15 protein-coding genes are annotated in these 14509 nt (G+C 71.1%); 14 read left to right on the top strand and 1 reads right to left on the bottom strand.

Going from position 1 to position 14509, the window contains the following annotated elements; translation table 11 throughout:
- Positions 1-262: 262 nt before the first annotated feature.
- The 13 genes from K1J60_RS15655 (at position 263) to K1J60_RS15595 (ending at position 12484) form a co-directional block, all read left to right on the top strand.
- Complete coding sequence (locus K1J60_RS15655; protein ID WP_259407739.1) at positions 263-1123, top strand: hypothetical protein; 861 nt, start codon at positions 263-265, stop codon at positions 1121-1123.
- Between the two features lie 112 nt (positions 1124-1235).
- Positions 1236-1952, top strand: a complete 717-nt coding sequence (cpaB, locus tag K1J60_RS15650; protein ID WP_220646753.1) for a Flp pilus assembly protein CpaB — start codon at positions 1236-1238, stop codon at positions 1950-1952.
- A 286-nt stretch (positions 1953-2238) separates the two neighbouring features.
- Positions 2239-3855, top strand: coding sequence for an AAA family ATPase (locus K1J60_RS15645; protein WP_220646752.1), 1617 nt, complete (start codon positions 2239-2241; stop codon positions 3853-3855).
- Positions 3856-4234: 379 nt separating this feature from the next.
- On the top strand, positions 4235-4513 hold the full coding sequence (locus tag K1J60_RS15640; RefSeq protein ID WP_398683225.1) for a hypothetical protein: 279 nt from the start codon (positions 4235-4237) through the stop codon (positions 4511-4513).
- An 89-nt stretch (positions 4514-4602) separates the two neighbouring features.
- On the top strand, positions 4603-5943 hold the full coding sequence (locus K1J60_RS15635; protein WP_033531779.1) for a CpaF family protein: 1341 nt from the start codon (positions 4603-4605) through the stop codon (positions 5941-5943).
- A gap of 188 nt (positions 5944-6131) precedes the next feature.
- A complete protein-coding gene (locus K1J60_RS15630) occupies positions 6132-7079 on the top strand; it encodes a type II secretion system F family protein (protein WP_220651483.1) in 948 nt (315 codons plus the stop codon).
- A gap of 19 nt (positions 7080-7098) precedes the next feature.
- A complete protein-coding gene (locus K1J60_RS15625; RefSeq protein ID WP_220651482.1) occupies positions 7099-8010 on the top strand; it encodes a DUF5936 domain-containing protein in 912 nt (303 codons plus the stop codon).
- Positions 8011-8054: 44 nt separating this feature from the next.
- Entirely contained in the window at positions 8055-9512 is a 1458-nt protein-coding gene (locus tag K1J60_RS15620) for a sensor histidine kinase (RefSeq protein WP_259407738.1), read from the top strand.
- Positions 9505-10275, top strand: coding sequence for a response regulator transcription factor (locus tag K1J60_RS15615; RefSeq protein WP_220646750.1), 771 nt, complete (start codon positions 9505-9507; stop codon positions 10273-10275). The genes K1J60_RS15620 and K1J60_RS15615 overlap by 8 nt, the downstream gene beginning before the upstream one ends.
- A 105-nt stretch (positions 10276-10380) precedes the next feature.
- The gene (locus K1J60_RS15610; protein WP_220651481.1) at positions 10381-10587 is read left to right on the top strand and encodes a hypothetical protein; all 207 of its coding nucleotides are present in this window, start codon (positions 10381-10383) and stop codon (positions 10585-10587) included.
- On the top strand, positions 10584-11201 hold the full coding sequence (locus tag K1J60_RS15605) for a pilus assembly protein TadG-related protein (RefSeq protein WP_259408270.1): 618 nt from the start codon (positions 10584-10586) through the stop codon (positions 11199-11201). The genes K1J60_RS15610 and K1J60_RS15605 overlap by 4 nt, the downstream gene beginning before the upstream one ends.
- A 15-nt stretch (positions 11202-11216) precedes the next feature.
- Positions 11217-11816: a hypothetical protein gene (locus K1J60_RS15600; RefSeq protein WP_220646749.1), complete on the top strand. Its 600-nt coding sequence runs from the start codon at positions 11217-11219 to the stop codon at positions 11814-11816.
- The gene (locus tag K1J60_RS15595) at positions 11813-12484 is read left to right on the top strand and encodes an OmpA family protein (RefSeq protein ID WP_398683224.1); all 672 of its coding nucleotides are present in this window, start codon (positions 11813-11815) and stop codon (positions 12482-12484) included. The genes K1J60_RS15600 and K1J60_RS15595 overlap by 4 nt, the downstream gene beginning before the upstream one ends.
- Before the next feature lie 21 nt (positions 12485-12505).
- On the opposite strand, the gene K1J60_RS15590 is transcribed toward K1J60_RS15595, so the two are convergent.
- Positions 12506-13621 (bottom strand): HEAT repeat domain-containing protein, encoded by a 1116-nt coding sequence (locus tag K1J60_RS15590; protein WP_220646747.1) that lies wholly within the window; start codon positions 13619-13621, stop codon positions 12506-12508.
- A 251-nt stretch (positions 13622-13872) separates the two neighbouring features.
- Here K1J60_RS15590 and K1J60_RS15585 point away from each other — a divergent pair, with 251 nt between their 5' ends.
- A complete protein-coding gene (locus K1J60_RS15585) occupies positions 13873-14484 on the top strand; it encodes a dihydrofolate reductase family protein (RefSeq protein ID WP_220646746.1) in 612 nt (203 codons plus the stop codon).
- The last annotated feature ends 25 nt before the right edge of the window (positions 14485-14509 follow it).

Raw genomic sequence — 14509 nt, 5'->3', positions numbered from 1 at the left:
ACAGGCCCCGCTCACCCGTCCGGGTCGCCCAATACCCCCTGACGCCCGTCGAGTTGAGGCATATGCGTCTCACTCTGTGTGGATACGGCCCCCACCGCCCGTGAGTTGATCAAGGAGATTCGGTGTTGATCGGGCCATGCCGTGGATATGGTGCTGATGCAAGACGATGCAGGAGGGACGTCGAGGCAGACGTCGCTCCGCACAGGGGCCGTCTGAGGCGGTGGTCGACCACTCCGCCGAAGTGAACGGGGTGGTGTGCAGCGTGCCGACCGCGATAGCCGTCACCAGTTCCGACCTGGTGCTCCCACCGCACGACCGGCAGACCCCGCCCGCGGTCGTCCAGCCGCAGGAAACCCTCGAAGCCTCCCTGTACGGCATGCACGCGCTCATCGAGCAGCACGGCTATGTCATCGCCCTCCACTCGTCCTCCGACGCGTCGGCCGTCACCCGGCGGCTGCACACCGTCCGTTCCGTGCTGGAGAGCGACCGCATCGCCCTGCTCGGCGTGGATCTGCCCCCGCTCGGCGTCGCCCTGCTCGCCCAGCAGCTGCGGCAGCTGTCCGTGTGCGACTTCAGCCCGGGAGTGCTCGCCTCCTCCGTACGCCTCCTCGCGCACTACATCTACGCCGGCGCGCTCCTCGGCTCCGTCGCCAAGCTCGACCGGGTGCCGGTCACGCTGAAGTCGCACGCCAAGTCGTGGCTGCCGGGCGCCCAGTTCGCCGTCCTGGCCAACCCGCGGCCCCAGCTGGTCCGGCTCCACACCGCCGACGAGGAGCCCCTCGCGGGGCCCGAGTTCGGCACCCGCCTGCTCGTCGCACAGGGACCGCAGCCGCCGTCCGACTGGGTCACCGGTTCACTCGCTCCGGCCTGGCAGGTGCAGGGGTCCCTGCCGGTGCCGCTGCCCGAGGGATCCGTGCGCTGGTGGGGGACCGGCAAGCTCGTCGAGTTCGCCGCCGGCCTCTGCGACGTCTCCGTGCTCTACCAACTCGTGTCGTCCGTACGCCGCGAGACCTGCCACTGGTGCGGCCTCGAACTCATCGGCGACCGCTGCGGGTTCTGCTCGGCCCCCTTACGAGAGCCCGAACCGCCGCCCGTGCGCGCGCTGCCCCGAGGGGTCACATGACAGCCGTACGACAACTCCACAGCCCGCAGGGCCGTACGACCCGCCCGTCCCCGCCCCGGTCGAGCAGCAGGCCCGCTCACGTGCCCGGCACGTCCCCACGAGGTGAGATGTAGTGAACTCACGCCAGCGCCGCGGCGTCATCCTGCTGGTCCTCTCGGCCCTGTGCGCCCTGGCCGCCTTCGCCGGGGTGCTCTCGGTGATCCGTGACGTGAACGCGAAGGTCGGGCCCGAGGTGACCGCGTACCGGCTGAAGAGCGACATCGCTCCCTACAAAGAGCTGACGGCGGGCCAGTTCGAGAAGATCTCGATGCCGGAGCGGTGGCTGTCCGGCACGGCCGTCACCGATCTGGCGGAGATCCGCGGGAAGATCGCCGTCACCCAGCTGAGCAAGGGCTCCCTGCTCCAGTCCGACATGATCGTCGACCGCCCCGAACTCGAAGCGGGCCAGCAGGAGATCGCCATCCTGATCGACGCCTCCACCGGCGTGGCCGGAAAGATCAACCCGGGGTCGCTGGTCAACATCTACGCCACGTTCGAGGAGAAGGACAGCGACTCGGGCAAGGACACGTCCAAGCTCATGGTCGCCGACGCCCGGGTCATCGACGTCGGGAAGCTGACCCCCCTCGAACCGGGCCAGTCCAGCAGCGACCGCCGGCGCACGGCGACCGAGGCCGTCCCGATCACCTTCGCGCTCGACACCGCCGACGCCCAGCGCGTCGCCTTCGCCGAGTCGTTCGCCGAGCATGTCCGTCTCGCCCTCGTCGGGGGCGGCGAGGCCACCGTCGTCGTACCGGACGACCGCTCGTACACCCTCGACGAGGACAAGTAGGAGGCCCCGCGATGAGGTCGGTCCGGAACGTCCGCACGAGGGAACCTCGAACGGGGGTACGTCGAATGCCGCTGCGGATGGGCGCGTCGAGGGTGGGCATGCTCAGGGGGGTACGGCGCACGACGGTGCCGAGGCCCACGAGCGGGCCTCGGGTGCCCGGTGCGCCGGGGGCGTGGTCGCCGAGGACGACGCCCGGCGAGCCCCGCCGCCGCGCGGCGGCCGAGCCCCGCCCGTCCGAGGCCCCCGCGCCCTCCGCGTCCTTCGCCACACGAACGGGGATCCGCCGATGACCATCCGCATCCTCCCCGCCGCCGGTGACGTCGAATCGGCCCGTGCCCTCACCACCCTGCTGGGCCAGCTCGCCGACGCGGAACCGGCACCACCCGTCGCCGACTCCACCGCGCTGCTGGACACCCTGGCGCGGATGGCCGCCGATTCGCTGGACGAGCTGCCGGAGGTGGTGCTGGTCCACGAACGGATCGGCCCGGTCCCCGCGTTGGACCTGGTCCGCGACCTCGTCCTGCGCTTCCCGGCGGTCGGCGTCGTGCTCGTCACCTCCGACACCAGCACGGGCGTCCTGACCGCCGCCATGGACTCCGGCGCCCGGGGCATCGTCAACCTCCCCCTCTCGTACGAGTCCCTCGCCGAGCGCGTCCAGGCCGCCGCCGCCTGGTCGGCCGGCATGCGACGCCACCTCGGCAGCGGAACGCCCGAGCTGTACGCGGGCCCCGGCGGCACCGTCGTCACGGTCAGCGGGGCCAAGGGCGGCGTCGGCGCCACCGTCACCGCCGTGCAGCTCGCGCTCGCGGCCCGCGCGTCCGGCCGTACGGTCGCCCTCCTCGACCTCGACCTCCAGTCGGGGGACGTGGCCTCATACCTCGACGTGCAGTTCCGCCGCTCGGTCGCCGACCTGGCCGCCATCACGGACCTCAACCCCCGTGTCCTCCAGGAGGCCGTCTACGCCCACGACACCGGTATCTCCCTCCTCCTCGCCCCCGCCGAGGGCGAACGCGGCGAGGAGGTGACGGACCGGGTGGCCCGCCAGGTGGTGGCCACCCTCCGCTCCCGGCACGACGTGGTGATCGTCGACTGCGGCTCCCAGATGAACGCGGCCACGGCGGCGGCCGTCGAGATGGCCGACCAGGCCCTGCTGCTGGTCACCCCGGACGTCGTCGCGGTCCGCGCCGCCAAACGCATGGTCCGCCTCTGGGACCGCCTCCAGATCCGCAAGGCCGAGGAGACCCTGACGGTCGTCAACCGCCTGTCCCGCGCCACGGAGATCCAGCCCTCCCTGGTCGAGAAGGTCACCGGCACCAAGGTGGCCCGCGCCGCCGTCCCCGCCGCCTTCAAGGAACTCCAGTCCGTCGTCGACGCGGGCCGCCTCCAGGACCTCGACGCCCGCTCCGTCGTCAAACAGGCGCTGTGGGCGCTGGCCGGTGAACTGGAACTGGTCGCCGCGCCGGACCACGGCCACGGCGGCCGGCGCCGCAGGTCCTCCGCCGACCGAGGCGCCCTCGTCCTGCGCCGCAAGGGCGGCGACCGGGGCTCGGCGACCCTCGAATTCGCCGGCATGCTCCCCCTGATCCTGATCACCATGACGATCCTCTGGCAGGCGGCCCTCTACGGCTACACCTACTCCCTCGCCGGCAACGCCGCCGACGAGGCCGCCCGCGCCGCCACCGCCGCGTACGCGGTCGACGGCGACATCGCCGGCGCGTGCCAGACGGCGGGCGGCGCGCACCTGCCGGGTGCCTGGAGCGACACCGCCATCGACTGCGCCGCAGTCGGCCCCGTCATGCGAGCCGAGGTCCAGGCCAACGTCCCCCTCTTCTTCCCGGGCTTCGACACGGGCTGGACCGTCAACGGCGAGGCGGGCGCGGCCCTGGAGGGAGACGCGCCATGACCCGTACCCGCCCGACCACCGCAACGGGTGCCGTACGCCCGACCACAGTGACGACCGCGACACAGCCCGCACGGCGGGTGAGCCGCGAACGGCGAGAAGGGGGCGTGTCGGGGGGTGTCCGCCCGCAGCGGTTGGCGCGTCAACAGGTCGGACTTCACAGCCGACCGATTCCGCGCCGTTCCGAGGACGGACACCCCCGGCGCGCCCCCGACCCACCCACCGCACCCGGGCGAACCCCCCACCCACGGGACGGCGACCCACCCACCGCACCCGGGCGAACCCCCCACCCACGGGACGGCACCGCGCCCACCGCTGGAACGACCGGGGCTCCTCCATCCTGGAGTTCGCGGGCTTCCTCCCGATCCTGCTCCTCGTGGGCATGGCGGCGATCCAGCTCGGCCTGATCGGCTACGGCATCAGCCAGGCCGGATCGGCCGCCCGGGCCGCCGCCCGCGCCGAGTCGCTCGAACCCGGGAACGGCGCGGCCGCCGGCGTGGCCGCGGCGAGCGCGTGGCTGGACCCCTCGGTCGACGCGGGAGGCGGCGGCTCCGACACCACCACCGCCACGGTCGTGGTCACCGTCCCCTCGGTCGTCCCCCTCTTCGACCCGGTCACGGTCGAACGCTCGGCCACCATGCCCAACGACCTCGACCCCTGACCCCACCCGCACACACCCCGCCCCCCGGCACCCCCGCACCGCACCGCACCGGCCCAAGATGCCCACCCCCGAGAGGAGTTGACGACAAGATGAGCCTGCGATCCCGTATCGCCGCCCCCGACGAGGGGGGAGCCGGGCGCGAGGACGGACACCTCGTGGCCGTCTACCGCGCCAAGCTCCTCGAAGAGATCGACCTCGCAGAGATGTCGGCCCTGAGCGCGGCCGACCGCAGGGCCCGCCTGGAACGCGTCCTCGGCCACATCATCAGCCGGGAGGGCCCGGTCCTCTCCTCGGGCGAACGCTCCCAACTCATCCGCAGGGTCGTCGACGAGGCCCTGGGCCTGGGCGTCCTCGAACCCCTCCTCGCCGACGCGTCGGTCACGGAGATCATGGTCAACGGCCCGGACTCGATCTTCGTCGAACGAGCCGGCCGAGTGGAGCAACTGCCCCTGCGCTTCGCCTCCACCGACCAACTCATGCAGACGATCGAACGCATCGTCTCGACCGTCAACCGCCGCGTCGACGAATCCAACCCCATGGTCGACGCCCGCCTCCCCACCGGCGAGCGCGTCAACGTCATCATCCCCCCACTCGCCCTCACCGGTCCGACCCTCACGATCCGCCGCTTCCCCCGCGCGTACACCCTCCCCGAGCTCATCGACCTGGGCTCCCTCGACGAGCAGATGCTGATGCTCCTCGCGGCCTTCGTCCGCGCCCGCTTCAACGTCATCGTCAGCGGCGGTACCGGCACCGGAAAGACGACCCTCCTCAACGCCCTCTCCGGCCTGATCCCACCGCGCGAACGCATCATCACCATCGAGGACTCCGCCGAACTCCAGCTCCAGCAGGAACACGTGATCCGCCTGGAGTCGCGGCCCCCCAACATCGAGGGCAAGGGCCAGATCACCATCCGTGACCTGGTCCGCAACTCCCTCCGTATGCGCCCCGACCGCATCATCGTCGGTGAGGTCCGGGGCGGCGAGACCCTCGACATGCTCCAGGCCATGTCGACCGGCCACGACGGCTCCCTCGCCACGGTCCACGCCAACTCCGCCGAGGACGCGCTGATGCGCCTGCAGACCCTCGGCTCGATGTCCGAGGTCCTCATCCCCTTCGAGGCGCTCAAGGACCAGATCAACTCGGCGGTGGACGTGGTCGTGCAGCTCACCCGCTTCGCCGACGGCTCCCGCAAGGTCACCGAGATCGCCCTGCTCGTCTCGCACGGCCGCGAACAGTTCCGGATCGCCACCGTCTCCCGCTTCGCCCCCGACCCCCTCGGCGCCGACCGCGTCGTCCACGGCCGCTTCGAGCACCTGCCGATACCCCGCCCCGTCGCGGAGAAGCTGTACGTGGCCAACGAGCCGCTGCCCCCCGCGTACGGCGTGACCGAGGCCATCGACCCGCTCAACACCCGCCAGGCCATCGGATAGCCGAGAGCCCCGAGGAGGTAGGACCGACCATGGCGACAGCGCAGGCAGCGCAGGTAGCGCAGGCAGCCCAGGCAGCCCAGGCAGCCCAGGCAGCTGAGACAGCACAGGTGACCCAGGCGACCCAAGTGCCCCAGGCACGCCAGGCACTCCAGGAGCCCCTGGCAACGCTGGCCCAGGCACCCCTGGACCTGGACAACATCACTCTGCTGGCTCTCGGCGCCACCGTCCTCTGCGGCACCCTCGCCGTCGCCGGCGCGCACGCGTACGCCTCCGGCCGCGCCCAGCGCCAGGCCCTCGTCGACCGTCTCGCGGGCCACCAGGGCGGCCCCCCGCGCACGGCGGCGGGCCGGGTGCGGCGCTTCACGGCCGTCGACCGCCGCCTGCGCCGCACCCGCCTGGGCCGCGCCATCCACCTCCGTCTGACCACGACCGGACTGGACCTCACCGCAGGGGAGTTCGCCACCTATGTGGCGATGGTCGTCGTGGCGCTGTGGCTGATCGCCGCCGCCACCCTGGCGCCCTTCTTCGGCCCGATCGCGGGCGCCGTGGGCGTGTGGGCGTCCGCCATCTTCCTCAACTGGCAGCGCCAGAAGCGCATCGAGGCCTTCATCAACCAACTCCCGGACGTGGCGCGCCTCCTGGCCAACGCCACCGCGGCCGGCCTGGCCCTCCGTACGGCACTGGCGATGGCGGCGGAGGAACTGGAGGCCCCCGCCGGTGAGGAACTGGCGCGGGTCGCCGACCAGCTGGCGCTCGGCCGCTCGGTGGACGACGCCCTCGGTGAGCTGGCCGAACGCCTCCCCTCCCGCGAACTGATCGTCCTCGTCACCACCCTCGTCCTGTCCAACAAGGCGGGCGGCTCGGTGGTCAGCTCGCTGCGCAACCTCACCCAGACGCTGGAGGACCGCAAGGAGACCCGCCGCGAGGTCCGCACGATGCTCTCCGAGGTCAACGCGACGGCCTTCACCGTCCCCCTCCTGGGCCTCGGCTCCCTCCTCCTGATCAACTCCTCGAACGACGGCGCCCTGGCCCGGGTGACCGGCTCGCCCCTCGGCCAGCTCCTGGTCCTGATCTCGATCGGCCTCTACACGGTCGGCTTCTTCGTCATCCGCCGCCTCGGCAAGATCGAAGTATGAGAAGGCCCCGGTGACCGACATGACGACCTCGACGCCCTCCTTCCTCCCGCTCCTCCTGGCCCTCCTGATGGCGATCTCCGTGGCGGGCGTGCTCCTGGGCATCCGCATGATCCGCGCCGACGCGAAACTCCCGAGCGACCTGGCCCTCGCCCTGGAGGTGGGCGCCACCCGGGTCTCCAAGACGGGCTCGGCCGTCGACCGCCTGGGCATGCGCTTCGCCCCGCTGGTCCTGCGCCTCATGGGCCCGCGCCGCGTCGAGGCCAAACGCCACCGCATCGACATGGCGGGCAACCCCGGCGGCCTCACCCTCAACCGTTACGCCGCCCGCCGGGCCGTCTACGGCTTCTTCGGCGCCTTCATGGGCCTGGTCTTCCTCACCAGCGGACGCCCCCTGTTCGCCGCGTTCACCTTCGCCTTCGGTCTCCTCGCCGCCGACGCGGCGATCTGGCAGGCCATCCGCGAGCGCAAGGACGTCATCGACCGCACGCTGCCCGACTTCCTCGACGTCCTCGCGGTCGTGGTCTCGGCGGGCCTGGGCTTCCGTCAGGCGCTGGACCGGGTGGCGGAGAAGTACGAGGGTCCGTGGGCCGACGAACTCCGCATCACCCTGCGCCAGATGGACATGGGCGTCAGCCGACGCCAGGCCTTCGACGAACTCCGCAGGCGCAACTCCTCCGAACAGGTGGCACAGTTCGTCTCGGCCCTCCAACAGGGCGAGGAACTGGGTTCCCCCATCGCCGAGACCCTGATCCAACTGGCCGCCGACATGCGCCGCACCGACGCGCAGAACGCCCGCCGCCGAGCCGCCCGCACCATCCCCAAGGCCACCCTCGTCACGCTGGTCTTCATGCTCCCGGCCACGATGATCCTCATCGCCACGGGCATGTTCCTGGGCTCGGGAACCAACTTCGGCGAAATCCTGGGCCGCTGATGAACCCCCGCCGGTCTCCCCGCCTGACTCCCCCCTTGTCCCGGGTGCGGGCAGTCGTGCCGTTGGGGCGATGGAGGTCCCCCCGCTCGAGCGAAGCCGGGAGCGGGGGAGGGTGGGCGCAGCGGCACCCTGTCGGCGCGGGCAAGCACCTCCAACCCCCGCCCAGCCCCAGCGAGGGCCGACGCACCCCACCCCCGCCCAGCCCCACGACCGGCTACCTCCAGGACGACGCCACACCCCCCGCCACTCTCCGCCTCCAGCTCAACGCCCTCCAGGCCCTCGCCCGCCAGACCTTCGCCGTCCGCCTCACCGCCCTCACCATCGGCACCCCGTTCGCCATGGCCAACACCACGAACGGCCCACCGACGCACGCCGTACTCACCGCCGCCGTCCTCGGCATCACCGTCTCGTACGCCATGCTCAGGGACTGGGACCGCTTCGCCCCCCGCCTCCTCGCCCACCCCACTCTCATGGCCCTGGACCTCCTCTTCGGCGCGGTCCTCCTCCTCACCGCCTCCCCGGTCTCCCCCCTCGCCTACGCCACCGTCTGCACCCCCCTCCTCTCCGGCCTCCTCTACGGCTGGCGCGGCGCAGGCGTCCTCACCGGCCTCCAGCTCGCCGTCCTCCTCACCGTCCACCGCGCCTGGGAACACCGTCCCGGTGCAGGCGCCAACACCCTCCTCATCGCCGGCTTCTGCGTCGCCGCCGGCATCATCGGAGTCACCCTCCGCAACCTGATGTTCCGCTTCGGTACGGCCACCCAGGCCCTCTCCGAAGCCACCTCCCGCCTGGCCGTCGCGGAGGCCGTGGAGTCCGAGCGCGCTCGCCTGGCCCGCGACCTCCACGACTCGGTGGCCAAGACCCTCCACGGCCTCGCCCTCGCCGCCGACGCCCTGGCGACCTCGGCGGACCGCCCCGCCCCCGACCCGGCCCACCTCAGACAACAAGCCGGCCTCGTCGCGTCGGCGGCCCGCCGAGCCGCCGCCGAATCCCGTGAACTCCTCACGGACCTACGCCACCACACGGACCTGACGACGCCCGCCCCACCCACCGACCTCACGGCCGAACTGCTGGAGAGGGCCAGGGACTTCGCGTCCCGCACATCGATCCCCACCCACGTCACCCACACCGGCGCGCCACCCCCGCCCCTCCCGCCCGAAACGACCCGCCACCTCCTCGCGATCACCTCGGAGGCCCTGGAGAACATCCACCGCCACGCCCACGCGACCACGGCGGAGCTCTCCCTGACGACCACGCCGGACACGCTCCACCTCGTGATCAAGGACGACGGCGTGGGACTGCCGGGCGCCCTCACCCTCGAAGAAGCGCAAAGATCCGGCCACTTCGGTCTCCTGGGCATGGCGGAGCGAGCGGCCCGCGCGGACGGCACCCTCCGCGTGCGCACGACCAGCCCCGGCACGGAAGTCGCCCTGACCCTCGCGCTGCCCCGCCCCGAACCCCCCGTCACCCCCACCCCCCGACAGGAGGCCGCACATGCCTGACCAGCCGCAGGCACGCCCCGGCCCACCCCTTCGCGTACTCGTCGCGGACGACAACCCGGTGGTCCGCGCCGGCCTCACCGCCCTGCTGGGCGCACACCCCGACATCACGGTGGTGGCCCAGGCCACGAACGGCGAGGAGGCGGTGCGCGAAGCCCTCCGGCACCGCCCGGACGTCGCCCTCCTCGACGTCCGTATGCCGGGCACGGACGGCCTGACCGCGCTCCCCGAACTGGCCGCCCTCTGCCCCGTGATGATGCTGACCTACAGCACGGAGCCCGAGGTGGTGACCGAGGCCCTGCGCCGCGGCGCCTCCGGCTACCTGGTCCACGGCGACTTCACGGCCCCCGAACTGATGACAGCGGTACGGGATCTGCGGGAGGGGCGCCCGACCATCTCCGCGACTGTCTCAACTTCACTCGGCGTTTCCTACGAACCTTCACACGAAAGTCACGACCGACCTTCGCAGCTGCAACCATTTATGACACAGTCGTCAGAGTCCGGCCCCACGCACGCGCCAACTCTGTACCGCCACACCCTCGACCGCGCCAACCGCCCTTCCTACGGCCTGAGTTCAAGAGAGGTGGAGGTGATGGACCTCATCGCGTCCGGCATGAACAACCGTCAGATCGCCGCCACCTGCTTCATCAGCGAGAAGACCGTCAAGAACCACATCAACCGCATCTTCGCGAAACTGCACAGCTCGACCCGAAGCGAAGCCATAGCCCACTGGCTGGGCACCACCCTCGGGGGGTGGCCCCGATGACCCCACCCCCCAACAAAAGTTGGGCCCCCGGACCCACCCCGCGTACGTGCCGTCTCACGTACGGTGATCCGGTTGGTGTCGGCATCGCGCGGGAAGGCAACCGCCATGAAGGTGAAACACCGTTTCGAAGCCTGGAGGACCACGGTCTCCGCCCGCATGCGGGGGAAAGACCGGGACTCGGGCGCGGGGTTCGTGGAGTACGCGGGCATCATGATCATCGTCGCGGGGATCTTTGTGATGATCGACGGTCTGGGGCTGGACGGGTTGATCTCCCAGGCGATCCTGAACGCCGTAAAGAGCGTTATCGGCTGACAGGCGCGCGGCTGGTCTGCGACCGGGGATCGACCCTTCCCCTCTACATCTGGCTGACGACGATCCTGCTCTTCGCAGGGTTGGCGTTCTTCGCGTTCGCTCAGGCCGCCTCCGCCCGCAGCGGAGCGCAGTCCGCTGCGGACGCCGCGGCGTTGGCGGCTGCGCAGCAGGCGAGGGAAGAACTGTTGTTGGACCTCAGTGAGGCCATCGACGCCGGCAACGGCGACTGGCTGGACTGGCTGGACCTGTCCATGGGGGGACTTCCCGTCGACGAGGTCGATGCAGCGGCCGCAGAGCTGGCTGCCCAGAACAATTCGTCCCTCGACGGAAGCGTCCAGCCCACCGAGGTAAACGGTGCCCCGGGATTCCAGGTGGATGTCGTGACGGACTACACCGTGGGTGATTCGATCATTCCCGGAACGGAGAACATGACGGCCAAGGCCCGGGCGGTGGCCGTCATCCAGCCGCGCTGCGACTTCCCCTCGAACACCAACCCTACGGATCCCGTCTCTCTCGACTGCGACGGTGTGCCTGTGGACATCGACCCAGGAAATTTCAATCCGGACGACCTTCCCGACGCGTCCGTGATGTTCTCTGCGTATCTGGCCAAGTGAGAGGAAGCCGTACCGATGAACCTTCGGCACACCATGAAGGGCCGCAGGGCAGTGACCGCGGTGGCGATCGCGACCGGGCTGCTCCTCACGGTGGCCGGTTGCGGCGGGGGAGGTGACGACGACAAGTCGTCCGACAAGGGCTCGTCTTCGACGCCGTCACCGAAGGAAGAAGGCAGCGGCGGTGAGCAGGATGCGTCGGCGCCCGCCACCGACTCGGTGCTGGCCGAGGTGAAGGGGGAGAACGGGTTGACGCTCACGGTGACGTCGGCTCAGAGGGACGACGGAGGGTTCGTCACCGTCGAGGGAACCGTCGTGAACAACACAGGAGAGGCCTGGGTCCCGGCGAATTGGCTGGGCGACGAGAAAGAGCTGGCCAAGAACGGGGCCTCCATCGCGGGTGCCAACCTCGTCGACCAGTCCGGCAGGAAGAGGTACCTCGTTCTCCGTGACACCTCGGGCCGATGCCTGTGCACCAAGTTCACCGGCGGCGTCGACGAGGGCGCCACGGCCCAGTGGTTCGCCCAATTCCCGGCACCCCCCGAAGGCACCACCTCGGTCGACTTCCAGGTCGGCTCCATGCCCCCCGCCACGATCGAACTCTCCGAGGGCGAGTGACCATGACCGTCCTCACCCCACGGGTCACCGCGGCCCTCGCCGTCCTGGCCGCCCTCACGCTTGCGACGCCCTCCCCGGCCGCCGCGGACGACCCCAGCGAACCTCCAGGCACCGTCACCACGTCCCCACCCCCGGAGGTGGACGCGAACAGCCCTGGCCTGAAGCTCGCCCAGGGGGCCACCCTCGCGCCCGCCAAGGTCCTGGACATCAAGTCGGTCGTGGAGGACCTCGGCGGCGAGGAACGCCGCGAGGACACCAACGAGAACGTGACGTTCGCGCTCCAGGCGGAGGTCCTCTTCCCGAAGAACAGCGCGAAGCTCAACCCGCAGGCCCGCTCCCGCATCCAGACGATCGCGGAGGAGATCAAGAAGCAGAACGCGGGCACGGTCCGCGTCTTCGGCTTCACGGACAACCTCGGCTCCTACGCCCACGGCCTGACCCTCTCCAAGAAACGTGCCGAGGCGGTCCACGACCTCCTCGCCGCGGACCTGGGCGGCAACGTCACCTTCGAGGTGCGCGGCTACAGCGAGGACTACCCGATCGCCGACAACTCCTCCGAAGAGGGCCGCAAGAAGAACCGCCGTGTCGAGGTCTCCTTCCCCCGCACCACGGCCGAGCCCGAGACCGCCGCGGACACAGGCACCGACACCGGCAGCGAGGGAAGCTGACCCGACGGACCCGCCACCCACTCACTCCGGCAGCGAATCCCGTACGTCCCACAGACGCTCCCGGGGCCACCGCTCGATGACCCGGAACGCGCGCGCGTAGTACCGGCTCTCACCCGGCTCGTCGAGATACCGCCGTACGAGGATCTGCTCGGCGCGGAAGGGCAGCCGGCGCCCGCTGTCGAGCTTGCCCAGCGCGCAGGCCGCGTCATGGACCACGGACGGGTCCGGGTCGTGCAGAGCGCGGCGCAGGGCGGTGTGCACGGCGGGAACCGGCTCGGCGGGGTCGAAAAGACAGGAAAGGCTCGCCACCGCGTGGCCGCGTACCTCGGCGCACGGGTCGCGAGCCAGGGCGAGCAGGGCCTCCAGGGTCGTACGGGCCTCGCGGCCCCCCAGGTCCGGGGAGACGTCCGGCGAGACGTCCTGGGAGACGTACACGGCGTAGGCGACCGCCGCCCGGACCTCGCGGTGCGGATGACCGGCGTGCCGCAGGATCTCCCGGGCGTCGTCGGCGAAGCCGGACTGCTCCACCAGCCCCTGGATGACGAGTCCGAGGACGGCTGGATGGTCCTCCACCGCCAGTCGCGCCCGCAGCAGCGCCGCCGCCTGCCGCGTCCGGTGTGCGCCGTTGCGCAGGGAGGCGTTGTAGAGGCGGAAGGACCTCAGCAGGTCGGCCGCGAAGTACCGTTCGGACGCCCGGGGACTGTTCAGTGCCACCTCCGCCCCTGCCACGGCCTCGTCGTCCGCCCAGCCGTCCAGGGCCGAGATGGCCCTGAACCAGATGTCGCTCTCGGGATCACCGAACCGGATCGCCCGCTCCATCGTCGTCGCGAAGTCGGCTCGTCTGCCGAAGTACTTCTCCAGATCGGTGACGATCATCAGGTACCCGGGCTCTTCCGGGTGCCGTTCGGCGCCCTCCTCCGCGAAGTCGAGCGCGCTGCGGCCGTGTTCGTCCCGCAGTGCCACGTACGCCCCGTTCTCCCGCAGCGCGTCCGCCGCGTGGTGGGCGCCGGCCCCCGCCGCCAGCATCAACGCGGTCAGCCCGCCGGGCGACCGCCCGTTGACATCGGCACCGCCGTCGAGAAGGGCCCTGACCGACTCCTCGTCGTCGTCCCGCGCGGCCCGTCCCAGTGGCTCCAAGCCCGATCCACCAACCCTCGACTTCCTCGAACATCCATCCGGGGAACCCTGGGCCGGTACGCCGACACGGGCGACCGAAATTCCCCGCCGCGACCCACGTCCGTGCGACCGGCCCCCGTACAGGCGATCCTCTCCCTCACAAGCCGCAACACCCCAGGCACCCAGAAACCCGAGACACCCGAACCCGAGACCGCCCACACACCCGAACACACGCGAACACACTCGAAGCAGCCCGACACCCGAGAGGCCCCATGCGCAAGCTCGTCCTGATGATGTCCGTGTCCCTCGACGGCTACATCGAGGGCCCGAACCGGGAGATCGACTGGCACCTGGTCGACGACGAACTGCACACGCACTTCAACGACGTCCTCCGTGGCATGGGCGTCTTCCTCGAAGGCCGCGTCACGTACGAGCTGATGGACGCCTACTGGCCCACGGCCGACCGGGACCCCGGCACCCCACGTCCCGTGGCCGACTTCGCCGAGATCTGGCGGAACAAGCCGAAGCTGGTCTACTCCCGGACCCTGCGGCACGGGGACCGGCACACCACTATCGTCCGGGACATCGTCGTGAAGGACATCGAGGCGCTCAAGGCACAGGACGGCGGTGACCTGGTCGTGGGCGGCGCCGAACTGGCGGCCCAGTTCATGCGGCACGGCCTGGTCGACGAGTACCGCGTCTACGTCCACCCCGTGCTCCTGGGAGCCGGCAAGCGGCTCTTCCCGGCAGCCGACACGGCGACGCCCACCGGCCTGCGCCTGGTCGAGACCCGTACCTTCGGCAACGGCGTGGTCCTCCTGCGCCACGAACACCGCCACCAGGAAAGCCCGTCCGCCGACCCGTCCGCCGACCCGTCCGCCTAGCCCGACCACCCGCCTCCGCCCGCTG

The sequence above is a fragment of the Streptomyces akebiae genome, from assembly GCF_019599145.1.
Classification (GTDB): Bacteria; Actinomycetota; Actinomycetes; order Streptomycetales; family Streptomycetaceae; genus Streptomyces; species Streptomyces akebiae.
Note: the sequence above shows the minus strand (reverse complement) of the source record. Positions and strands in the feature narration are given on the sequence as shown.

Excerpts from the sequence above, each read along its gene's own strand:
- K1J60_RS15645 (WP_220646752.1), top strand. The coding sequence starts at position 2,239 with ATGACCATCCGCATCCTCCCCGCCGCCGGTGACGTCGAATCGGCCCGT.
- K1J60_RS15640 (WP_398683225.1), top strand. The coding sequence starts at position 4,235 with ATGGCGGCGATCCAGCTCGGCCTGATCGGCTACGGCATCAGCCAGGCC.
- K1J60_RS15635 (WP_033531779.1), top strand. The coding sequence starts at position 4,603 with ATGAGCCTGCGATCCCGTATCGCCGCCCCCGACGAGGGGGGAGCCGGG.
- K1J60_RS15625 (WP_220651482.1), top strand. The coding sequence starts at position 7,099 with ATGACGACCTCGACGCCCTCCTTCCTCCCGCTCCTCCTGGCCCTCCTG.
- K1J60_RS15615 (WP_220646750.1), top strand. The coding sequence starts at position 9,505 with ATGCCTGACCAGCCGCAGGCACGCCCCGGCCCACCCCTTCGCGTACTC.
- K1J60_RS15610 (WP_220651481.1), top strand. The coding sequence starts at position 10,381 with ATGAAGGTGAAACACCGTTTCGAAGCCTGGAGGACCACGGTCTCCGCC.
- K1J60_RS15600 (WP_220646749.1), top strand. The coding sequence starts at position 11,217 with ATGAACCTTCGGCACACCATGAAGGGCCGCAGGGCAGTGACCGCGGTG.
- K1J60_RS15585 (WP_220646746.1), top strand. The coding sequence starts at position 13,873 with ATGCGCAAGCTCGTCCTGATGATGTCCGTGTCCCTCGACGGCTACATC.